Below are 22,186 nucleotides of genomic sequence, written 5' to 3' on the forward strand. Positions count from 1 at the left end.
CGTGAGCGCAATCGCCACCGCCCTGGAGGCGGGGCTGCCGGGCCTGCTGGCCGACATCGAGGAACTCGTCCGCACCGAGTCGCCCAGCGAGGACCTGGCCGCCGTCACCGACTGCGCCCGGGTCGTCGCCGGGCTCGGCACCCGGCTGACCGGTTCGGCGCCCGAGTGGCTCGACGGCTCGGGACGGCCCGCACTGCGCTGGCGCTTCGGCTCCGGCGACCGGGTGCTGCTGCTCGGCCACTTCGACACGGTGTGGCCGGTGGGCTCGTTGGCCGGCCACCCCTTCGAGGTGGCCGGGGGCCGGCTGACCGGCCCCGGCTGCTTCGACATGAAGGCCGGTGTGGTGCAGCTGTTCCACGCATTGTCGGTGCTCGACGATCTGGACGGGGTGTCGGTCCTGCTCACCGGCGACGAGGAGATCGGCTCCCCGGCCTCGCGCACCCTGATCGAGGCCGAGGCCCGCGGGACACGGGCCGTACTCGTCCTGGAGGCGAGCGAGGGCGGCGCACTGAAAACCGCGCGCAAGGGTGTGTCCGGCTACGAACTGAGCATCTCCGGACGCGCGGCGCACGCCGGACTCGAACCCCAGCGCGGCGTCAACACGACCACCGAACTGGCCCACCAGGTGCTCGCGTTGTCCGCACTCGCCGATCCGGCGACCGGCACCACGGTCACGCCGACCGTGGCAGCCTCCGGCACCACCCGCAACACGGTGCCCGACGCGGCCCGGCTGCTCGTCGACGTACGGGTGGAGACAGCCGCCGAACAGGACCGGGTGGACCGTGCCGTGCACGGACTCGCACCGGTGCTCGCGGGCGCCTCGCTCACGTTCTCGGGCGGCCCGGACCGGCCGCCGCTGCAGACGAGCGCGTCGGCACAACTGTTCGAACTCGCCCGAAGCCACTACGCCGAACTGGGCTTCGGCCCGCTGCGCGGCGTGGCGGTCGGCGGCGGATCCGACGGCAACCTCACCGCCGGAGCGGGCACACCCACGCTCGACGGCCTCGGGGCCGTGGGCGGCGGGGCGCACGCGGACGACGAGCATGTGATCGTCGCCGAACTGCCCCGCCGCGCGGCACTGGTGGCCTCCCTGGTGGCCTCGCTCGTACGCGAGCCACTGGCCGGACCCGGCCGGGTGACATCGTGAACGGCACCCCGGCGGCTGACGCGGCGGCCGCCGCGGACCTGGCCGCGCACCGTGCCGGCGTGACCGTCACGGAGCTGCACGGGCTGGACGAGATGCTGGAGGCCTGCCAGGTGCTGGACCGGGTCTGGCGGCCCGATCCCGGCAACCCGCTGATCACCCCGGAGCTGCTGCGGGTCTTCGCCCACTCCGGCAGCTATGTCGTCGGTGTCCACCAGGACGGCCGGATGGTCGGATTCTGCCTGGGCTTCCTGGCCACTGCCGGACTGCACTCGCACATCGCCGGGGTGGACGACAGCGTCCGCGGCCGCAACGTCGGTTTCGCCGTCAAACTGCATCAGCGGGCCTGGGCCCTGGCCCGTGGCATCACCGCGGTCACCTGGACCTTCGACCCGCTGATCAGCCGTAACGCCTACTTCAACCTGGCCAAACTGGGGGCGGCGCCGAGCGAGTACCTGGCCGACTTCTACGGCGTGATGCAGGACGAGGTCAATGCCGGGACAGAGACGGACCGGCTGATGGTCCGCTGGGAACTGACCGGCGGGCGCGCCGTCGGATCCGCTGCGGGCACACCGCACATCGTCACGGTCGACGACGCGGGCGCACACGCCGTGGTGGGCCTGGACGCCAAGCCCGACGGCGGCCCCGCCGTCGGGCGCCGGGACGGCGACACCGTCCTGGTCCGGATCCCCACGGAGATCGAGACACTGCGCCGCACCGACCCGCCCCTGGCCCGCGAATGGCGGTACACGCTGCGCGAGGTACTCGGCGGCCTGATGGCCGAGGGGCACACCGTCACCGGATTCACCCGGGACGGCTGGTACGTGATCGACAGACGTCAGGAGAGGCAGGCATGAAGCTCGTCGGTGTGGAACTGCGCCGGATCGCGATGCCGCTGGTCGCACCCTTCCGAACCTCGTTCGCCACGATGACCACCCGGGAGATCCTGCTGGTCAGGGTCGAGACCGAGCACCACGAGGGCTACGGCGAATGCGTCACCATGGCCGATCCGCTGTACTCCTCGGAGTACACCGCGGCCGCGGCGGACATGCTGCGCAGCTATCTCGTGCCCGCGCTCGCCGCCCTGCCGGCGCTCGACCCGTGGGCGGTCACCCCTGCCCTGGCCGCGTTCAAGGGGCACCGGATGGCCAAGGCCGCACTGGAGACCGCGGTGCTGGACGCCTGGCTGCGCGCCCATGAGCTGTCGATGGGGCAGTGGCTGGGGGCGACGGCCGAACGGGTACCGGCCGGGGTGTCGGTCGGCATCATGGACTCGATACCCGCACTGCTCGACGCCGTCGACGGCTACCTCGCCGAGGGCTATCTGCGGATCAAGCTGAAGATCGAGCCCGGCTGGGACGTGGAACCCGTGCGCGCGGTCCGGGAGCGCTTCGGCGACGGGGTGCTGCTCCAGGTGGACGCCAACACCGCGTACACCCTCGCCGACGCCGCACAGCTGGCCCGGCTCGACCCGTACGGGCTGCTGCTGATCGAACAGCCCCTGGACGAGGAGGACATCCGGGGCCACGCGGCACTGGCCGAGCGGGTGAGCACCCCCATCTGTCTGGACGAATCCATCGTCTCCGCCCGCTCTGCGGCCGACGCGATCGCGATGGGTGCCTGCTCGGTCGTCAACATCAAGCCGGGGCGGGTCGGCGGCTATCTGGAGGCCCGGCGGATCCACGAAGTGTGCGCCGCGCACAGCGTTCCGGTCTGGTGCGGCGGAATGCTGGAGACCGGCCTCGGCCGGGCTGCCAATGTCGCCCTCGCCGCACTGCCCGGCTTCACCCTCCCCGGCGACACCTCCGCCTCCGACCGGTACTACCGGACCGATATCACCGAACCGTTCGTGCTGAAGGACGGCCATCTCGACGTGCCCCGCGCACCGGGGCTCGGACTCTCCCCGATCCCCGAGCAGTTGGCCGACGTGACCGAATCGACCGAATGGATCAGCCGATGACCACCACCCGATCCGGCACCGCAGAGACCCTGATCCGGACGGCGTTCGCCGAGGCCGGGGTCCAGGGGTTCCTCTTCGCCCGCGAGATCGACGGCGAACGCACGATCGACGTCGCAGCGGACGAACCGGTCTGCCTCGCCTCCGTCTTCAAGATCCCGGTCGCGCTCGCCTACGCACGCGAGGCCGCCGCAGGACGGCTGGAGAGGACCGAGCGCCACTCGGTGGACCCGCACTACCGCGACGGCGGAGTCGGCACCTCCGGCTGCGCCGACCCGATCGAGATGAGTCTGCGCGATCTGGTCCACATGATGATGACGATGAGCGACAACGCCGCCACCGATGTGGTGCTGGCCCGCGTCGGGCTCGACACGGTCAACAACATGCTCGCCGAACTGGGCCGGAAGCAGACCCACTTGATCGGCGGCTGTCTGGCGCTGACCGGCTCGATCCTCGACGAACTCGGCGCGACCACCGAGGTCGAGGCCCACGCGAAGCTGGCGGCGCTGGCCGCGCAGGGGCCGGAGAAGGTCCTGGAGCTGTCGGTGTGCGTCCCCGAACGCACCACCCGGGGAACGGCCCGCGACATCGCGGAACTGCTGGTCCGGATCTGGCGCGACGAGGCCGGCCCCGCCGAAGCCTGCGCCGAGGTACGGGCCGTGATGTCCCAGCAGATCTGGCCGCACCGACTGTGGTCCGGCTTCGACGACAGCTACCGCATCGCCGGCAAGACCGGGACGCTCCCTGGCTGGCGCAACGAAGCCGGGGTGATCGAGGACCCCGACGGCGGGCGCTGGGCGGTGGCCGTCTTCACCCGGTCCGACCGGCCGGACCTGCACAACTCCCGGGCGGACCGGGTGATCGGACAGGTGGCAGCACTCGCCGTCGACGGACTCCGATCAACTACCTTGTGAGGATGACGGAGCAGCCGCGAGCCGTGCTCGGCCGGATCCTCAACGATCTGGGATCGACGTTGATCGAGGTGGTGGCCGGGCAGGCCGACCCGTCCCGCGCCGTCAGCGGAGTGCTCATCCAGGACCCGCTGGACGAACCGGCCAGGCTGCCCGGCGCGGTGGTGCTCGGCGTCGGCGTGTACGGCGCCGAGCCGGTCGCCGCGCTGGTCGACCGGGCCGCCGGGCTCGGCGCGGCGGCCGTGGTCGTCCGGTCCCCGGTCCCGGTGGACGGGCCGGTGGCCGAGGCGGCCGCGCGCACCGGCCTGACCGTGCTCGGCCTGACCCCCGGCGCGTCCTGGGCCCAGGTGGCCGCGCTGCTGCGGTCGCTGCTCGCGGTCGACGAACTGGGGACGGTGGGCGGCCCCGACGAGGCCGACGGCGCCGAGCCGCTCGCCGGTGATCTGTTCGCGCTGGCCAACGCGACGGCCGGACTGCTGGACGGCCCGGTCACCGTGGAGGACCGCGGCGGGCGGGTGCTGGCCTTCTCCAGTCGGCAGGACGAGGGCGACGACGCCAGGATCGCGACCATCCTCGACCGTCAGGTGCCCGCCGAGAAGCTGCGCGCCCTGGAGCAGCTCGGCGCCTTCCAGGCCCTCTACCGCAAGGAGGAGCCCGTCTATGTGGCCGGCATCTCCGACAAGCCCCGCGTTGCGATCGCCGTCCGCGCGGGCGGCGAGATCCTCGGATCGATCTGGGTCGTGGTCGACGGACCGCTGAGCGAGGACCGTACGCAGGCCCTGCAGGAGGCGGCGAAGGTGGCCGCCCTGCATCTGCTGCGCCACCGCACGGGCGAGGACGTCGAACGCCGGTTGCGCGCGGATCTGCTCGCCACGGTCCTGGAGGGCGGCACGCACGCACCGCAGGCCGCCGTAAGGCTGGGCCTGTCGGTGCAGCCCGCCTGCGTACTGGCACTCACGGTGACCGGCGAGCCGTCGGCGCCCGACCGGGTGGCTGCGGGCCACCGCATCGCCGAAGCCCTCGCCCTGCACCTGGCCGCGATCCATCCCCATACGGCCGCGGCCTCACTGGGGGGCGTCACCTACGCGGTGCTGCCCACGAGTTCGGACGAGGATGCGCTACGGGTGGCGGAGGCGTTCCTCGGACGCATAAGCAACCGGGTGCCCGCCGTCCTCGGCATCGGCAGGCTCGCCGCCCGCCCGGCCGAGCTGCGCCGCTCCCGCGCAGACGCGGACCGGGCGCTGCGCGTCCTCGGCTCCGGCCGCTCGCAGCGACGGGCTGCACGGCTGTCGGACGTCTACGCGGCCTCGCTGCTGGAGGAGCTGACGGACCGGATCGCCGCCGAGGACGATCTCCCCGACGGCCCGGTCGTCCGGCTGCGCGCCTACGACGCCCAGCACAACACCGCCCTGACGGACACTCTGGAGGCCTGGCTGAGCACCTTCGGCGACGTGGCCGCCGCCGCTGCCGCCGTACACATCCACCCCAACACCTTCCGCTACCGGCTCAAGCGGCTGGCCGTGGTGGCAGGCATCGATCTCGACGACCCGGAGGCCAGATTCGAAGCGATGCTGCAACTGCGGCTGAGCCCGCCGCACCCCTGACGCCGGCCCGGCTGTCGCCATGACACGCGGATCCGCCCCGCCCCGGGCGGGCGGAATGATGAAAGAGTTCTCGGAGCAGCGGGACGTACCGATGCCCGCATGTCCGTGTGTCTGCGTAACCGAGTGTCGACGATGGGACAGATGCCATGCCTCTCAAGGGTGAGTACGAGCCGAGCCCCGCGCAGTGGGTCCGCGATCAGGTCGAGCTGTTCGAGAGCTCCGGCGGGACGGAGGGGACCACGATGCGGGAACTGCCGGTCATCGTCCTGACCACCCGCGGGGCCAAGAGCGGCAAGATCCGCAAGACCCCGCTCATGCGGGTCGAGCACGACGGCGCGTACGCCGTGGTCGCCTCGCAGGGCGGTGCTCCCAAGCACCCCGTCTGGTACCACAACATCGTGGCCGACCCCCGCGTGGAGCTGCAGGACGGCCCGGTCCGGCAGGACATGAACGCCCGTGAGGTCACCGGCGAGGAGAAGGCGGTGTGGTGGCAGCGCGCAGTCGATGCGTTCCCCGACTACGCCGACTACCAGCTCAAGACCGACCGGCAGATTCCGGTCTTCGTCCTGGAGCCGGCAGCCGAGCAGCACTGACGACCGCCCGGGGAGGCGTGGGCCGGATGCCCGCCGTGCCTCCCCGGACGCGGCCGCGTGAGGCCCAAGGCGCGGTCGGCGGTGTTCCAGGTTGAGATGGTCCGAGCGGCAGCCCGCATCCCACGCGGAGCGCTGGTTGCCGTGGGCCGGGATGCCGTTCGCACGCCTCAGCATTGCGGCGAGATGCATCAGGTTCCAGGCCATGAATGAGGTGTTGCGGTTGGTGAAGTCGTTCTCCGGACCGCCCGACCCCGGGTCCGGATACGACGGGCCGGGCCCCGCCTCCCCGATCCGGCCCGCGTCGGCCTGCGGAGGGATCGTGTAGCCGAGGTGCTGGAGGCTGTGGAGCAGATTCATGGCGCAGTGCTTGGCCCCGTCCTCCTTCCTGGTGATCGGACAGCCGCCGACCCGGCCGTAATACGCGTACTGGTCCTTGTCGTTGAGGAGGCTGGAACAGGCGTGGAGGCGCTCGACGACCCGTTTCATCACCGAGCTGTTGTCCCCCGGCCAGATCGGCCCGCACAGCACCAGGATGTAGGAGGCCATCACCTTCTCGTACAGCTCGGGCCAGGCGTCCGTCTCCCAGCCCGTGCTCCCTCATGTCCGGCCAGACGCCGGTCGCGATGTCGTGGTCGACGGCCCGGTCCACCTCGGTGGTGACGCCGTGCTCCGCCATGATCGCGCGGCTGTGGTCGATCAGCCCCTGCGTATTGCTGGTCTCCGGGGAGCGCTTGAGCGTGCAGTTGAGGTAGACCGCGCGCAGATCGCCGAAGCGATAGGTGTCATCGGTGCGGCCGGGCGACGACATGCGGGGGCTTCTCAGTACGTACGGGGAAGGGGGCGTGCGCCCCGGTGTACCGTCACACGCGGCCGTACCGAGGCGGTAAGCGCGCGGGTGCCCCCATACGCAGCAAGCACGGCCGCCGGGCCTGCCGCGCCGGTGCGGTGAGAGCCCGCCCGGTCAACCGGCGGACGCGGTGGACGCTCCCGTCGTGCCTGCCGCAGGCATGCCCTTGCGGGTCGCTGCCCACACGAGGAGCGCGAGTGCGCTGATCGCGGCGCCGAGGACACACACCGCACCCCATCCGGCCATCGCGTGGACGGTCGTCGAGGCGAGGGCGCCCGTGGCGCTGCCGACCGAGTAGAAGACCATGTAACCGCCGATCAGACGGCTGCCCGCGTCGGGACGGACCGTGTAGATCAGGCTCTGGTTGGTGACATGGACGGCCTGCACGGCGAGGTCGAGGAGGACCGCGCCGATCGCCAGCGCCCACAGCGACTGCCGGGTGAAGGCGAGGGGGAGCCACGACACGGTGAGCAGGACCAGTGCGATGCCGGTCGTCCACCCGGCGAGACCGCGGTCGTGCAGGCGCCCGGCCGGAGCCGCCGCGAGTGCGCCCGCCGCCCCCGCGAGCCCGAACGCTCCGATCGCGGTGTGCGACAGCGAAAGCGGGGGTTCGCTCAGCGGGAGCGCAACGCAGCTCCACAGGGTACTGAAGGCGGCGAAGACCAGCAGGGCGAGCAGAGCGCGGACACGCAGTACGCGTTCCTCGACGAACAGCATGAGCGTCGAGCGCAGGAGCTGCACGTACCGCATGGAGGTGGGCGGCGTCGATCGTCGCGGCAGCACGCGGTACAGGGCCAGGGTGAGTACGAGCGTCAGTGCCGCCGAGGCGAGGTAGACCGATCGCCAGCCCGCGAGGTCGGCCAGCGCACCGGAGACCGTGCGGGCGAGCAGGATTCCGATGACGATTCCGCTGGTGACCAGGCCGACCGCGCGGCCGCGCCGTTGCGGAGAGGACAGCGATGCGGCGAAGGCCACGAGGGTCTGGGTCACCACGGCGAGAAAGCCCACCGCGGCCAGGGCGGTCAGCAGGATCGGTGCGGTGGCCGCGGTGCCGGTTGCGACGAGTGCCGCCGCCAGCAGCGCCAGCTGGGTCACGACAAGGCTCCGCCGGTCGACCAGATCGCCGAGCGGCACGAGCAGGAACAGCCCGAGCCCGTATCCGATCTGGGTGAGGGCGACGACGATTCCGACGGTCGCCGCGCTGATCTCGAAGTCCCGGCTCAGGGTGACCAGAAGGGGTTGAGCGAAGTAGACATTGGCCACCGCCACGCCGGACGCGACCGCGAACAGCAGCGTCGTGCGTCCGGACAGGGTGCGCGCCGGTGTCCCCTCGTTCGTGCTCTCGGTCCTCATCGTTGTCTCGCGGCCGGCCATGTGGCACCCCTCGATCGGATCGGTTGCAAGTTGCTACCGATCGGACGGTAACCTCACCTGGTAGCATGTTGCAACCGAAGGTGCGAGGGAGGACGGCATGGTCAAGCGGACACGCTTCAACGAGAGCGACTGCCCGGTGGCTCGTTCGGTCGACGCGATCGGCGACTGGTGGTCGCTCCTGATCGTCCGCGACGCGTTCGACGGAAGCCGCCGCTTCGGGGAGTTCCAGCGCAGCCTGGGCGTGGCGAAGAACATCCTGGCGGCGCGCCTGCGTGACCTGGTCGCGGGCGGCATCCTCGACATGGTTCCGGCGGCCGACGGCAGCGCGTACCACGAGTACGTGCTGACGGCCAAGGGCAGGGATCTCTTCCCGGTGATCGTGGCGCTGCGACAGTGGGGCGAGGGCCACTTCTTCGATCCCGGGGAAGCGCACTCGGAGATGGTCGACCTGCGGCACGGCCGCCCGCCGCGGGCGCTGGAGATCCACTCGGCCGACGGGCGGCAGCTCGGACCGGACGACATCACGGTGAAGAAGGTCGAACGGCCGGCGGCGCCGGTAGCAGCGCCCGAATAGGCCGACGGGCGGCGCGTCCCGGAGATGCCGCCGCCTTCCCGGCTGCCCACGTCATACGCGTACGAACCCACGCCGCCCCCGGACAGTCGATCAGGACGCGCGTCGGCCCGTCTCCCCGCGCTCCAATGGACGGGTGACCGCGCCTCCCGACGACTGCCTCGCGCGCAATGAGTGGCTCTGCGGCGCCTACCTGACCAGCCGTCGCGAGATTCTCTGGGACGCCGTCGTCCAGCACCTCCAGCTCACCGCGGTCTCCGTACTCGCCGGGCTGGTCCTCGCCGTTCCGCTCGCCCTCGCGGCGCGCCGCTGGCGGTGGGCGGCAGGTCCGGTCCTCGGTGTGACGACCATCCTCTACACCGTGCCGTCGCTCGCCATGTTCTCGCTGCTGCTGCCGGTGTACGGACTCTCCGCCTCGCTCGTCGTCGCCGGACTCGTCCTGTACTCGCTCACCCTGCTCGTACGGAACATTCTCGCCGGACTGCGCGCCGTGCCTGCGGAAACCAGGCAGGCCGCACGCGGTATGGGGTACGGCCCCGTCCGGCTGCTCGTCGCCGTGGAACTTCCCCTTGCGCTGCCCGCCGCCATGGCCGGACTGCGCATCGCGACCGTTTCCGCGGTGTCCCTGGTCACGGTCGGCGCGATCGTCGGCTACGGCGGACTCGGCAACCTCATCTACTCCGGGATGAACACGTACTTCAAGGCCCAGGTGCTCACCGCCTCCGTCCTCTGCGTCGTCATCGCCGTCGCCGCCGACCTGCTGCTCCTGCTTGCGCAACGACTTCTGACCCCGTGGACCCGGAGGCAGTCGTGAACACCCTTGCCGACGCCTGGTCCTGGCTCACGACCCCGGCGAACTGGTCCGGCGACGGCGGTATCCGGAACCGTCTCGGCCAGCATCTGTTCCTCACCGTCGTCTGCCTGCTGATCAGCTGCCTGATCGCGCTGCCCATCGCCCTGGTCCTGGGCCATCTCGGCAAGGGCGGCGCGCTCGCCGTCAACATCTCCAACATCGGCCGGGCCGTCCCCACCTTCGCCGTGCTGGTGCTGCTGCTCCTCACCCCGATCGGCGGGCACGGCGAGTGGCCGACCATCATCGCCCTCGTCCTCTTCGCCGTACCGCCGCTGCTCACCAACGCCTACGTCGGCATGCGCGAGGTCGACCGCGATGTCGTACGGGCGGCCACGGGAATGGGCATGACGGGCAGACAGCTGATGCTGGGCGTCGAGGTGCCGCTCGCACTGCCGCTGATCCTCACCGGCGTACGGATCGCCGCCGTCCAGCTCGTCGCCACCGCCACCCTCGCGGCGCTGGCGGGCGGCGGGGGACTCGGCCGCATCATCACCGCGGGCTTCAACCTCGCCTCCACCGCGCAGGTGGTTGCCGGGGCCGTTCTCGTCGCCGTCTTCGCCCTGATCGTCGAAGGGCTCTTCGAAGTGGCGCAACGGCTCGCCCCCGACTGGATCCGCGGCGAGGAATCCGGATGAGGCCGCGCACGGCACTCCCCGTGCTCCTGGCGTTTCTGTTGCCGGCGACCGCCTGCGCCACCGGACCCTCCCTGGAGAACCAGGGCGAGGTCACCGCACCGCCGGGCGACAGCAAGCACCTCACCATCGGCTCCGCGGGCTTCACCGAGAGCGATCTGCTCGCCCAGATGTACGCAGCTCTGCTCGACCGGGCCGGCTACTCCACGAAGATCATCTCCGTCACCAACCGCGAGATCTACGAACCGGCGCTGGAGAGCGGCCAGATCGACGTCGTACCGGAGTACGCCGCCACCTTCGCCGACTGGCTGAACGCCAAGAAGAACGGCGCCGGATCGGCCCCCGTCGGTTCGCCCGACCTCGACGCCACCATGAAGGCCCTGCGCGCCCTCGCCGCACCCCGTGGCCTCACCGTCCTCGACCCCGGGCGCGCCGTCGACCAGAACGCCTTCGCGGTAGCCGCCCCGTACGCGGCGAAGCACCACCTCAAGAACCTCAGCGACCTGGGCGGATCCGGGCTGCCCGTGCGTCTGGCCGCCGGCGACGAATGCGTACAGCGCCCCTACTGCGCACCCGGGCTGAAAAAGACATACGGCATCCGCATCACGGCCGTGGACCCCAAGGGCGTCGGCACCACCCAGGCCAAACAGGCCGTCCAGAACGGTCGGGACCAGATGGTCCTGACCACCACCACCGACGCGACCCTCGACAACTTCGGCCTCGTCCTGCTCGCCGACGACAAGCACCTGCAGAACGCCGACTACCTCGTCCCCGTCGTCAACCGGTCCCGGGCGGGCAGCGAAGGCGTACGCAAGGCGCTGGGCAGGCTCAACACCGTACTGACCACCGCCGACCTGGCCCGGCTCGACGAGCAGGTCGACAGCTGGCGGCGGCTGCCCGAGGACGTGGCACGCACCTACCTGGAGTCCAGGAACCTCATCCCGCGCGGCTAGGGCCTTTCCTTGGGATCAGGCCGTCAGTTTCCCGGGCAGCCAGCCCAGCTGCACGGCCTCCTGGAACGGACCGCCGCCCTCGTGATCGTTGAAGTCGTACACCTCGATGGTCTTGTCCTGATGTGCGTACGCGTTGAAGGCGGCGAAGACGGTCGACGGCGGGCAGGTCATGTCCTCCAGGGCCGTCGAGAACAGCGCCGGTGCACGCCCGCGTGCGGCGAAGTGCACCCCGTCGAAGTAGGACAGAGTGGCCCTCGCCCGTTCGGCCCTGCCCCGGTGCGTCTTGAGGTAGCTGCCCACCTCGCGGTACGGGTTGCGGTCGGTGACGGTGAGCGCGCGGGGGAAGTCGCACAGGAACGGGACGTCAGGCGCGATCGCCGCGAGGTCGGGTATCAGCCCGCCGACGGCGAGCGTGAGGCCGCCGCCCTGGCTCACACCGGTGGCCGCGGTGCGCGCCGCATCGCTCAGCGGATGCGAGCGCGCCGCCTCCACCGCACGTACCGCGTCGGTGAACACGCGCCGGTAGTAGAACGCGTGCGGGTCCTCGATGCCACGGGTCATGAAACCGGGGTACGAGGGCGCGCTGCCCACCGGGTCGGGGGTGTCGCCGACGAGCCAGCCGCTGCCCTGGCCCCGGGTGTCCATGACGAAGTGGGCGAAACCGGCCGATGCCCAGAGCAGATGGGTGTGGGCCAGGCCCCGCCCGCCGCCGTAGCCGATGAACTCCACGACCACCGGCAGCGGTTCGGTAGTGCCCGCCGGGACGACGAACCAGCCCTTGACCGGGTGACCGCCGAAGCCCGCGAACGTCACGTCGTACACGTCGACGGTCGCCAGCCCTGTGCCAGTACGCAGCTCGAACCGGGCGTCGAGGTCGTGGGACCTGGCCTCGTCGAGGGTCTTCGACCAGAACGCGTCGAAGTCCTCCGGCTCCACCGAACGGCTGCGATAGTCGCGCAGTTCGTCGAGGGGCAGATCGAACAGGGACATGCGGAACCGCCTTCTTCGCAGGGGTGAGTGATCACTCGTGGGGATGGTCGATCACACCGTACGGGTGCGGGCGGCGGCGCGGACGCGGGTGACCGTGCGCCGGGAAGAAGTGTTGTCCGAACTCTTGACGGGCACCGGACCGACCCTCACAGTACTCGTTAATGCGCATTACTAATACGCATTACCTGATCTGAGGAGCCATGGTGGAGGAACCCAGGAAGCGGGCCAGGCCCGGCCGTTCACCCGCACCGGCAGGCCGCACGGCCCGCCCGCGTCAGGCCGAGGTCGCACGGCTCGCCGGGGTATCACAGGCCACGGTCTCGCTCGTGCTCGCGGACAAGAAACAAGGCGCCACGATCTCGGAGGAGACCCGGCAGAAGGTTCTGGAGGCGGCACGCAGCCTCGGTTACGTCCCCGACCCGGCGGCCCGCAGACTCGCGGCGGCGCGCAACAACCTGCTGGGCGTCTTCAGCTTCACCGCGACGTTCCCGACCGATGTGCAGCACTCGTACTACCCGTTCCTGGTGGGCGTGGAGCGCGAGGCCGCGGAACGCGGTTACGACCTGGTGCTGTTCACCGGTTCGAGCACCGGCGGCGCGGGGGCCGCCGGGCCCGACGCGCTGAGCCGGGTCCGCCTCGCCGACGGCTGTCTGTTCCTGGGCCGGCACGCGCCGGCCCAGGAGCTGCAGAGGCTGGTCGCCGACGGCTTCCCGGTGGTGCATCTCGGCCGCCGGGACGAACTGGAGGGCCTGGCCTGGGTCGGCGCCGATTACGTGAGCGCCGGCCGCGAGGTCGTCGCCCGCCTTGCCGCACTGGGGCACCGGCGGATGCTGCTGATCCGCGAGGACGACGAGGCACCCGCCTCCACCGACCGTGAACACGGCTTCCTCAAGGGGCTCGAGGCGGCCGGGCTTCCCGGCGGCCCCGAGACAGTCTTCCGTTCCGCGGACCCGGAACGAGACCTCACCCCCGAACGGCTGCGGGACTGGCTCGCCGAGGGCGTCACCGCGCTCGTCGCCGAGGAGACCGACACCGGAGCTGCCTGGCGCGCCCTGCGCCGCGCCGTCACCGAAACCGGGATCGACTGCCCGCGCGACGCCTCGCTGGCGCTCCTCGGCAGCCCGCCCGCCGACCTCGCGGACGGCCCCGAACCCACCGGCTTCGACATCCCCCGCACCCAACTCGGCGCGGCGGCTGTACGGATGCTCGCCGCGCTGGTCGCGGGGGAGGAGGCCACCGAACCCCTGGTGGCCTGCGCGTTCCGGCCCGGCGCAACCTCCGGACCACCGCCCCCGGCCCACCGAAGCCGACCGACCGCACCACCTGCACGTACAGCACAAGGAGACCTGTGATACCCAAACCGGACATCCTCATCGTGGGCGCCGGACTCGGCGGCGTCGCCGCCGCACTCGCCGCCTGCCGCGCCGGACGCACCGTCGTCCTCACCGAGGAGACCGACTGGATCGGCGGCCAGCTCACCTCCCAGGCCGTCCCACCGGACGAGCACCCATGGGTGGAGCAGTTCGGCACCACCGCCTCGTACCGCCGACTGCGCGAAGGCATCCGGGCGTACTACCGCCAGTGGTACCCGATGCGCTCCGAAGCCCTCGCCCTCACCGACCTCAACCCGGGCGCCGGGCGGGTCAGCAAGCTCTGCCATGAACCACGCATCGCGCTCACCGTGCTGGAGGCGATGCTCGCCCCGCACCGGGCGGCGGGCCGGCTCACGTTGCTCACCGAACACCGGGCCGTGGCGGCGGAGTCGGAAAACGATGTCATCCGGGCGGTGACCCTGGAGAACCTCCGGACCGGCGACCGCACCACCGTCACCGCCCGCTACGTCATCGATGCCACCGAGACCGGCGAACTCCTCGAACTCGGCGGCGTCGAGCACGCCATCGGCGCCGAGGCGCAGAGTGAGTTCGACGAACCGCACGCACCCGAACAGGCCCAGCCGCTCAACCAGCAGGGCATCACCGTCTGCTTCGCGCTCTCCCACCACGAGGGCGAGAACCACACCATCGACCGCCCCGCCGACTACGTGTTCTGGCGCTCCTACCGCCCCGACTCCTGGCCCGGCCCGCTCCTCGGCTTCCAGGCGCCCGACCCCCGCTCCCTGGAATCGGTACCGCGTACCTTCGTCCCCAACCCGGACATCGACCCGCTCGCCGTCAGCGCCGACCAGAGCGCGGACGCGGGCGACAAGGAACTGTGGGGCTTCCGCCGCATCCTCGCCCGCGGGATGCACCGCCCCGGCGCCTTCGACTCCGACATCACGCTCGTCAACTGGCCGCTGAACGACTACTGGCTCAAGCCCCTGGTCGGCGCCGGTGACGAGGTCTCCGCCCAAGCGGTCGCGGAGGCCCGGCAGTTGTCGCTCTCGCTCCTGTACTGGCTGCAGACCGAGGCTCCGCGTCAGGACGGTGGCACCGGCTTCCCCGGACTGCGGATCCGCCCCGACATCACCGGTACCGACGACGGCCTCGCCAAGGCCCCGTACGTACGCGAGTCCCGCCGGATCAAGGCCGTCACCACCGTCACCGAGCACGACGTGGCGATCGACCTCGTCGGTCCGCACGGCGGGACACGCCACCGGGACGCGGTCGGAGTCGGCAGCTACCGCATCGATCTGCACCCCTCCACCGGAGGCGACAACTACATCGACATCGGCTCGGTGCCGTTCGAGATCCCGCTCGGCGCCCTCGTGCCGCGCCGCGTCCGCAATCTGCTGCCGGCCGGCAAGAACATCGGCACCACCCACATCACGAACGGCTGCTACCGGCTCCACCCGGTGGAGTGGAACATCGGCGAGGTCGCCGGTGCCCTGGCCGCCCACTGTCTCGCCGAAGGCGTCGAACCGCACCAGGTTCAGGCCGAGGACAAGCGGTACGAGGCGTTCGCGCGGCTGCTCGACCGCGACGGGGTCCAGCGCCGCTGGCCCGACGTACGCGGCTACTGATTGCCGGCCCCGCCGGACCCGAACCAGTGAAATGCCGGGTGGGACAGCTCCACCTGTCCCACCCGGCCCGCCCGCGCATCAACCCACTCGCACATGGAGGTGCCCAGCCATGACCACCCACCGCATCCGCGTCGGTATCGACGTGGGCGGAACCTTCACCGACGCCGTGGCCGTCGACGCCACGACCCTCGACCTGCTGGGGCAGGTGAAGGTACCCACCAGCCACCACCACGAGGACGGGGTCGCCCACGGCATCGTCCAAGCGCTCGACCGGCTGCTGGAGCAGACCGGCCGTGCCGCCGAGGACGTCGCCTTCCTGGCACACGGCACGACACAGGCTACCAACGCCCTGCTGGAGGGCGATGTCGCCACCGTCGGACTGATCGGCCATCGGAGCGGGGCCGGGCGGTGCGCTCACCCGCCGCCTCGCCTCGCTCGGCAGGCTCGAACTCACCCCGGGCAAACGGCTCCCGCTCTCCTACGCACATGTGGCCGACCCCGACGACCCGGACGAGGTGCGGCGGGCCGTCGACGCGGTCACCCGTGACGGCGCCCAAGTCCTCGTCGCCAGCGAGCCGTTCAGCGTCGACCGCCCGGAGGGGGAGCAGGCGGTCCTCGACACGGCCCGCCCGCACGGCCTCCCGATGACGGCCGCGCACGAGATCACGTCTCTGTACGGACTCGCCAAACGGACCCGTACCGCCGTGGTCAATGCCGCCATCCTGCCCCGCATGCTCGCCACCGCCGACCTCGTCGACGCCTCCATCACCAAGGCCGGGGTGAGCGCACCTCTGATGGTGATGCGCTGCGACGGCGGTGTGATGTCGCTCGACGAGATGCGCAGGCGCCCCCTGCTGACCGTACTCTCCGGGCCTGCCGCGGGGGTGGCGGGTGCGCTGATGCAGGAACGGATCAGCGAGGGCCTGTTCCTGGAGACCGGGGGCACCTCCACCGACATCAGCGTCGTCCGCCGCGGCAAGGTCGCCGTCCGGCACGCCACCATCCTCGGCAAGGCGTCGTACCTCTCCGCACTCGATGTGCGGACCGTGGGCGTCGGCGGCGGCTCCATGGTCCGGATCGACGGCGGAAAGGTGATCGGTGCCGGGCCGCGCAGCGCGCACATCGCCGGACTGCCGTACGCCTGCTTCGCCACCCTCGACGAACTGCGCGACGCGCACATCACCACCGTCCGGCCGATGGAGGGCGACCCCGACGACTACGCCGTCATCGACGCGGCCGGCGGCAGGTACGCGATCACGATGACCTGTGCGGCCAACGCGCTGGGCCGGGTACCCGAGGGCGACTTCGCCCGCTGCGACCAGGACGTGGCCCGTGCCGCACTGGCCCCGCTGGCCGCCGCACTCTCCACCGATGTCGCGACGGCAGCCGCCCAGCTCCTCGACAAAGGTGCCGAACAGGTCAGGGCCGTGACCGACGCGATGATCCGCGACTACCGGCTCGACAAGGACACCGCGGTACTGGTCGGAGGAGGCGGAGGCGCCGCATCCGTCACCCCCCATCTCGCCTCCGTCACCGGCCAGGAGGGCCGGATCGCCCAGCACAGCGAGGTCATCAGTCCCATCGGGGTCGCCCTCGCCCTGGTCCGTGAGCAGATCGAGCGGATCATCCCGGGCGCCGGCCAGGAACAGATCCTCGCTGTCCGCGCCGAGGCCGAGGCAGCCGTCGTGGCGCAGGGCGCCGCGGCGGACGGGGTGGAGGTCGAGGTGACCGTGGACCCGCAGACCAGCACCGTACGGGCGGTGGCGACCGGCGCCACCGAACTGCGCACCCAGGACCGCGCACACCGCGCCGACGAGAACGAACGGCTGCACGCCGCGGCGGCCAGCCTGAAAGCCGACCCGTCGGCCGTGAGCGTCCTGGCCAGGACCCCCGTCCACACGGTCTACGGCACCGAGATCCGCCGCCGGTTGCGCACCACCCGGCACCCGGTGCGGGTCGTCGACGCCGACGGTGTCGTCCGGCTGCACGCCCCCGACGCCCTGGTGGAGACCACCACCGTGGGCAGCGCCCCCGAGACCCTGGCCCGGCTCGTCGCCGACGCCACCTCGTACGGCGACGGCGGTGTCCGCGCTCCCGCTCTGCGACTGCTGCTCGGTTCCCGCATCGCCGACCTCTCCGGCGTCCTGGACCCGCAGCCGCTGCTCGCCCTTGCCCGCAGCGAACTCGGCACCCGTTCGGCGGACGAGTCCGTGGTCGCGGTCGTGGAGGTACGGACATGAGCGCGCTCATCGACCTGTCCGCCACGGACGACATCGAGTTCGGCGTACAACTTCTGGCCGGCACACCCACGCACGAAGGCCGCGACCGCGACCTGCTGCGTCACTGGGCAACCGTGGCGACGGAGTTCGGCGCCCACCTCACTCCTGTCCCCTCCCGCGCCCGCATCGTCGAACGCGACGGCGGACTGGAGCACGGTCTCCTCGCCCGGTACACCTCACGCCCCGCGACCGTCGAGCTGTACACCGACACTCTCGCCCGCGCCGAAGCCCTGATCGACGAGCGCGGCTGGCGCCACTGGTACCCGGCGGGCTCGGTGCGCGCCGCAGCCCTCGCGCACGAGGCCGTCCATGAACAGCTCCATCACGGCCCGGCGAAGACGGCGCTGAAATGCGCGCTCGGCCATGTCCTGCTGAGCGCCGGACGCAGGCGGCTGTACGGCCATGTCGCCGGGGCCGAGGAGATCGCCGCCCACGCCTACGCCCGTACCGCCTGTGGACTCGGCCGCAGTCCGCTGCTGCTGACCGCCGCGCTCGCCGCAGCCGGCGACCGCACCACCACTGCCCCGCACGGAAGAGAGAAGTAACGCCATGGGCGTCGTCATCCTCCTCGTCATGGCGGCCGGTGTCGCCGCGATGCTGGCCCGCAAACTCCCCACGGCCTTCGCGCTCGTCGTCCTGGCCGTCGTCATCGCCTTCGTCGCGGGCGCCCCGCTCACCGGCAAGAACAGCGTCCTGGACACGGTCCTCCAGGAAGGCGCACCGGCCCTCGCCGCCACCATGATCGCCATCCTGCTCGGCTCTTGGCTCGGCAAGCTGCTCGACGAGACGGGCATCGCGGGCACCCTCGTCCGTAAGATCGTCGAATTCGGCGGTGACCGCCCGGTCGTAGTGGCCCTCGGTGTCCTCGCCGTCTCCACCCTCGTCGGTACGGTGACGGGCTCCGCGCCCGCCGCGATGCTCGCCGGGATCATCGGCATCCCCGCGATGATCGCCGTCGGCATCCCCAAGGTCACCGCGGCCGGCACGATCCTCATGGGCATCGCGGCAGGAATGCCGTTCGAGCTCCCCATCTGGCAGTTCTTCTCCACCGCGCTCGAACTGCCCGTCCCCACCGTCCGCGGCTTCATGATCAAACTGTTCCCGTTCGCACTGGCCGCAGCGGTCCTCTTCGTCCTCGTCGAGTCCCGCCGCCGCGGCGTCGAACACGCCTGGTCCGCCAAGTCCCTCGCCGCCAAGCCGCGTTCCGGCCGGCGCGCCCGGCTCGGCGACGCCCCCTGGTACGCGCTGCTCACCCCGGTGGTGCCCCTGGTCCTGGCCCTCGGTCTGGAAGTGGCCATCATTCCGTCGCTGCTCGCGGGCGTGCTGTACTGCCTGGTCACCACCACCCGGCCGCGCGAGATGAACAAGCGGCTGCTGCGCACCCTCTACGGAGGCTTCGAGGTCGCCGCCGCACCGATCGCCCTGTTCATCGCCATCGGCATCCTGCTCGCAGCCGTGAAACTGCCCGGAGCGATCGACGCGCTCGAACCCCTCGTCAAGGCGGTCAGCCCGCAGAACGCCGTGCTGTTCGTGCTCGTCTTCACCGTCCTCGTACCGCTCTGCCTCTACCGCGGCCCGCTCAACGTCTTCGGCCTCGGCGCGGGCATCGCCGGCGTCCTGATCGCCGCAGGCATCTACCCCGCGACCGCGGTGCTGGGTCTCGCCACCTCGTACAACCAGGTGTTCGGCGTCGCCGACCCCACGAGTACCCAGACGGTGTGGAGCGCGCAGTACGCGGGCGTCACGCCCCAGCAGGTGATGGTCCGCACGCTGCCGTACGTCTGGGCCGTCGCCCTCGGCGGCTTCTGCGTGACCGCCGCCACCTACCTCTGACACGTTCACCACTCCTGGGACGGAGTTCACCCATGAACGAGCCGCAGATCCACCCCGAGAGCGAGCCGCGGATGGGCCGCCGCCTCTTCCTGCGCTCAGCCGCGGCCGCCGGTACGGTCCTCGCTGTCGGCGCCACCACGACCGGCACCGCGGCCGCCGCGCCCGCCGGCTTCCCCGACTACCGGTACGTCAAGACACTGCTGCAGCCCTCGCAGCTGAAGTACAACCCCACCGGCGAGATCATCTTCCCCTGCATCAGGGGAGCGGCGGGCCGGGTGCCGGCCCCGCTGGGCCGTTACTACCTCTACTACGCACCGCACGACGCCCCCGGCGGCATCTGCCTCGCCTACGGCGACAACATCGAGGGCCCCTTCACCGAATACCCCGCCAACCCGATCGTGGCCAACGAATGGCAGCCGCACTACAAGGTCAGCCATGTCTCGTCGCCGCACGTCCTGTGGAACGAGGACGCGCACGAGATGTGGCTCTACTTCCACGGCGAGAACACCACGACCCGTCTCGCCCGCTCGAAGGACGGCATCCACTTCACGTACGACAAGGTGGTGCTGACCACGGCGATGCTCCCGGCCGGGACGACGGAGACGTCGTATGCCCGGGTCTTCCGGCACGATCTGCCCTCGCGCGGCGCCCGCTACGTGATGCTGTTCATGCTGAACAACACCACCAATCACCGTGACATCCACTGGGGCTGGTCCGCCGACGGCCGTGACTGGACGTTCGACCAGAAACCACTGGTCAGCCATGCCGACGTCGGTGCCGTGAATGTCGGGGGCCCGCATCTTCTCACCCGGAACGGCAGCGCGTACGTCGTCTACAACAACGACAAGGAGAGCGGCGGCAACCTCCTGATCACCGAGGTCGGCAACGACTTCTCCCGCCGCGACCACCTGGGCCTCTTCCACGACTCGCTCTCCGGCGCACCGGACAACGGACGAAGCGCCGCGCCGAGCTTCGGCACCCAGGACGGGACGGCGTACATGGTCTACGAGGCGGGCGAGCGGCTCCAGGGGGCCATCGCGGTGGCCCGAGCGGTGTAGGGCCTGTCCGGCGGATCGGGATCGGAGGCGGCATCCGGCCCGCGGGCGCGGCGAAAACACGTTGCCCGCAGGCCGGAGGCCTGCGACGCTCCCTCCCATGTCTGACAATGATTCAAGCGGTTCGCACCAGGTCGAGGCGCTCTTCTCACACGGCCGTCTGACGGCGATCCCCCGCAAGACGGCCCGTCGCGAACAGTTGCTGGTCCACCTCACAGAGACGCTCTTCGAGCGGGACCGGGCCTATACCGAGCGCGAGGTCAACGACGCACTGCTCACGGTGCACGAGGACTGCTCGGCACTGCGCCGCTACCTGGTCGTCGCCGGTCTGCTGGTCCGCCCCAAGGACGGCAGCAGCTACCGGCGCGGGCGGTAGGTCGGGCCCTGACCGACTGTGGGGGCGCGCGTACACAGCGCGCGCCCTACGCGTCCGCCACCGATTCGAACTGCACCTCGTCCCGTCCCACTCCCTGCGCGTCCGCGTCCACCGAGCGGCGCAGCGTCTCGTGGAGTTTGGCCGGCGTCAGCACGCCGAGGAACCGTGACCCGTCCAGCACCGCTACCCACCCGGCGTCGTGCTGGAGCATCTCGCTGAACGCCTGCTTCAGTGGCGCACCGACCGGCACCCAGGCGTCCATCCGGCGGGCCAGTTCGCCGACCGTGCCGTGTTCCCCGGCGATCCGCAGCGCATCCGCCGACACCCAGCCGTGCAGGTCGCCCTCGCCGTTCAGCACCACCGCCCAGCGGGCACCCGCACTGCTCAGCCGTGCCGCCGCCGACCTGACCGGCTCGTTCAGCCGGGCGACCGGCGGCTCCTCCAGATCGTCCGGCTCGATCGTGGTGACCGAAAGGCGCTTCAGCCCCCGGTCGGCGCCGACGAACTGTGCCACATACGAGGTCGTGGGAGACCCGAGCACCGCCCCCGGGCTGTCGAACTGCTCGATGCGCCCTGCGCCGTACACCGCGATCCGGTCACCCATCCGGACCGCTTCCTCGATGTCATGGGTGACCATCAGGACTGTCTTCCTGACCGTCGCCTGAAGGCTCAGGAATTCGTTCTGCAGCCGCTCGCGCACCACCGGGTCGACCGCGCCGAACGGCTCGTCCATCAGCAGCACCGGCGGATCGGCGGCCAACGCCCTCGCCACGCCCACCCGTTGGCGCTGGCCCCCGGAGAGCTGGGCGGGGTAGCGGGAGCCGTACGTTGTCGGGTCGAGGCCCACCAGATCCAGCAGCTCGGCCGCCCGCTCCCGGGCCCTCGCCCGCTTCCAGCCGACCAGCGCGGGGACCGTCGCGGTGTTGTCGAGGATCGTGCGGTGCGGGAAGAGACCGACCTGCTGGATGACATAGCCGATTCGGCGGCGCAGCTTCACCGGATCGACGCCCGAGATGTCCTCGCCGTTGACCAGGATCCGGCCCGACGACGGCTCGATCAGCCGGTTCACCATCATCATCGTGGTGGTCTTGCCACAGCCGGACGGTCCGACCAGGGTCACCAGTTCCCCCTCGGCGACCTCGAAGGAGAGGCCGTCGACCGCGCTCGTACCGTCCGGATAGACCTTGCTGACCTGCTCGAACCGGATCATGCCTGCACGGTAGGAGGCCCCCGGGCGTGCCGCACACGGGCCGCG

19 protein-coding genes and 2 pseudogenes are annotated in these 22,186 nt (G+C 71.1%); 17 read left to right on the forward strand and 4 right to left on the reverse strand.

What is annotated here, in order from left to right; translation table 11 throughout:
• The first annotated feature begins 1 nt into the window (after position 1).
• From ACGFU7_RS25500 to ACGFU7_RS25525, 6 genes are all read left to right on the forward strand, one after another.
• The gene (locus ACGFU7_RS25500) at positions 2-1,147 is read left to right on the forward strand and encodes a M20 family metallopeptidase (RefSeq protein WP_393698540.1); all 1,146 of its coding nucleotides are present in this window, start codon (positions 2-4) and stop codon (positions 1,145-1,147) included.
• The gene (locus ACGFU7_RS25505; protein ID WP_393698541.1) at positions 1,144-2,001 is read left to right on the forward strand and encodes a GNAT family N-acetyltransferase; all 858 of its coding nucleotides are present in this window, start codon (positions 1,144-1,146) and stop codon (positions 1,999-2,001) included. The genes ACGFU7_RS25500 and ACGFU7_RS25505 overlap by 4 nt, the downstream gene beginning before the upstream one ends.
• Positions 1,998-3,104, forward strand: a complete 1,107-nt coding sequence (menC, locus tag ACGFU7_RS25510; protein ID WP_393698543.1) for an o-succinylbenzoate synthase — start codon at positions 1,998-2,000, stop codon at positions 3,102-3,104. The genes ACGFU7_RS25505 and menC overlap by 4 nt, the downstream gene beginning before the upstream one ends.
• The gene (locus ACGFU7_RS25515; protein WP_393698544.1) at positions 3,101-4,015 is read left to right on the forward strand and encodes a serine hydrolase; all 915 of its coding nucleotides are present in this window, start codon (positions 3,101-3,103) and stop codon (positions 4,013-4,015) included. Before menC ends, ACGFU7_RS25515 begins: the two co-directional genes overlap by 4 nt.
• Before the next feature lie 2 nt (positions 4,016-4,017).
• On the forward strand, positions 4,018-5,616 hold the full coding sequence (locus tag ACGFU7_RS25520; protein WP_393698546.1) for a PucR family transcriptional regulator: 1,599 nt from the start codon (positions 4,018-4,020) through the stop codon (positions 5,614-5,616).
• Positions 5,617-5,762: 146 nt separating this feature from the next.
• The gene (locus ACGFU7_RS25525; RefSeq protein ID WP_393698547.1) at positions 5,763-6,209 is read left to right on the forward strand and encodes a nitroreductase family deazaflavin-dependent oxidoreductase; all 447 of its coding nucleotides are present in this window, start codon (positions 5,763-5,765) and stop codon (positions 6,207-6,209) included.
• A gap of 78 nt (positions 6,210-6,287) precedes the next feature.
• Here ACGFU7_RS25525 and ACGFU7_RS25530 read toward each other — a convergent pair.
• Positions 6,288-7,017, reverse strand: a pseudogene (locus ACGFU7_RS25530) (flavodoxin family protein); the annotation flags it as partial.
• 153 nt (positions 7,018-7,170) lie between these two features.
• Positions 7,171-8,430, reverse strand: coding sequence for an MFS transporter (locus ACGFU7_RS25535; protein ID WP_393698548.1), 1,260 nt, complete (start codon positions 8,428-8,430; stop codon positions 7,171-7,173).
• 97 nt (positions 8,431-8,527) lie between these two features.
• On the opposite strand from ACGFU7_RS25535, the gene ACGFU7_RS25540 reads away from it, so the two are divergent.
• The 4 genes from ACGFU7_RS25540 (at position 8,528) to ACGFU7_RS25555 (ending at position 11,439) form a co-directional block, all read left to right on the forward strand.
• Positions 8,528-9,004 (forward strand): winged helix-turn-helix transcriptional regulator, encoded by a 477-nt coding sequence (locus ACGFU7_RS25540; protein WP_393698550.1) that lies wholly within the window; start codon positions 8,528-8,530, stop codon positions 9,002-9,004.
• Positions 9,005-9,137: 133 nt separating this feature from the next.
• Positions 9,138-9,815, forward strand: coding sequence for an ABC transporter permease (locus ACGFU7_RS25545; RefSeq protein ID WP_393698552.1), 678 nt, complete (start codon positions 9,138-9,140; stop codon positions 9,813-9,815).
• On the forward strand, positions 9,812-10,489 hold the full coding sequence (locus tag ACGFU7_RS25550) for an ABC transporter permease (RefSeq protein WP_393698554.1): 678 nt from the start codon (positions 9,812-9,814) through the stop codon (positions 10,487-10,489). The genes ACGFU7_RS25545 and ACGFU7_RS25550 overlap by 4 nt, the downstream gene beginning before the upstream one ends.
• Positions 10,486-11,439: an ABC transporter substrate-binding protein gene (locus tag ACGFU7_RS25555; protein ID WP_393698555.1), complete on the forward strand. Its 954-nt coding sequence runs from the start codon at positions 10,486-10,488 to the stop codon at positions 11,437-11,439. Before ACGFU7_RS25550 ends, ACGFU7_RS25555 begins: the two co-directional genes overlap by 4 nt.
• A gap of 15 nt (positions 11,440-11,454) precedes the next feature.
• Here the strand turns inward: ACGFU7_RS25555 and ACGFU7_RS25560 are convergent, their stop codons facing one another.
• Positions 11,455-12,429, reverse strand: coding sequence for an acetylxylan esterase (locus ACGFU7_RS25560; RefSeq protein WP_393698556.1), 975 nt, complete (start codon positions 12,427-12,429; stop codon positions 11,455-11,457).
• 200 nt (positions 12,430-12,629) lie between these two features.
• Here ACGFU7_RS25560 and ACGFU7_RS25565 point away from each other — a divergent pair, with 200 nt between their 5' ends.
• The 7 genes and pseudogenes from ACGFU7_RS25565 to ACGFU7_RS25595 all read left to right on the forward strand — a co-directional run bounded on the left by ACGFU7_RS25565 (position 12,630) and on the right by ACGFU7_RS25595 (position 20,931).
• On the forward strand, positions 12,630-13,781 hold the full coding sequence (locus ACGFU7_RS25565) for a LacI family DNA-binding transcriptional regulator (RefSeq protein WP_393698558.1): 1,152 nt from the start codon (positions 12,630-12,632) through the stop codon (positions 13,779-13,781).
• Positions 13,778-15,388 carry an FAD-dependent oxidoreductase gene (locus ACGFU7_RS25570; RefSeq protein WP_393698560.1) on the forward strand — a complete coding sequence of 537 codons (1,611 nt, stop codon included), beginning with the start codon at positions 13,778-13,780 and terminating at the stop codon, positions 15,386-15,388. Before ACGFU7_RS25565 ends, ACGFU7_RS25570 begins: the two co-directional genes overlap by 4 nt.
• 109 nt (positions 15,389-15,497) lie before the next feature.
• Positions 15,498-17,628 (forward strand): annotated as a pseudogene (locus tag ACGFU7_RS25575) (hydantoinase/oxoprolinase family protein).
• Complete coding sequence (locus tag ACGFU7_RS25580; protein ID WP_393698562.1) at positions 17,625-18,212, forward strand: hypothetical protein; 588 nt, start codon at positions 17,625-17,627, stop codon at positions 18,210-18,212. Before ACGFU7_RS25575 ends, ACGFU7_RS25580 begins: the two are co-directional and overlap by 4 nt.
• A 4-nt stretch (positions 18,213-18,216) precedes the next feature.
• Positions 18,217-19,500: a transporter gene (locus tag ACGFU7_RS25585; RefSeq protein ID WP_393698564.1), complete on the forward strand. Its 1,284-nt coding sequence runs from the start codon at positions 18,217-18,219 to the stop codon at positions 19,498-19,500.
• A 32-nt stretch (positions 19,501-19,532) separates the two neighbouring features.
• Positions 19,533-20,558: a hypothetical protein gene (locus ACGFU7_RS25590; protein WP_393698566.1), complete on the forward strand. Its 1,026-nt coding sequence runs from the start codon at positions 19,533-19,535 to the stop codon at positions 20,556-20,558.
• 97 nt (positions 20,559-20,655) lie between these two features.
• Positions 20,656-20,931, forward strand: a complete 276-nt coding sequence (locus tag ACGFU7_RS25595; protein WP_393698568.1) for a DUF2087 domain-containing protein — start codon at positions 20,656-20,658, stop codon at positions 20,929-20,931.
• A gap of 46 nt (positions 20,932-20,977) precedes the next feature.
• On the opposite strand, the gene ACGFU7_RS25600 is transcribed toward ACGFU7_RS25595, so the two are convergent.
• Positions 20,978-22,141 (reverse strand): ABC transporter ATP-binding protein, encoded by a 1,164-nt coding sequence (locus ACGFU7_RS25600; protein WP_393698570.1) that lies wholly within the window; start codon positions 22,139-22,141, stop codon positions 20,978-20,980.
• Positions 22,142-22,186: the final 45 nt, after the last annotated feature.

The sequence above is a fragment of the Streptomyces sp. NPDC048473 genome, assembly GCF_043200155.1.
Classification (GTDB): domain Bacteria; phylum Actinomycetota; class Actinomycetes; order Streptomycetales; family Streptomycetaceae; genus Streptomyces.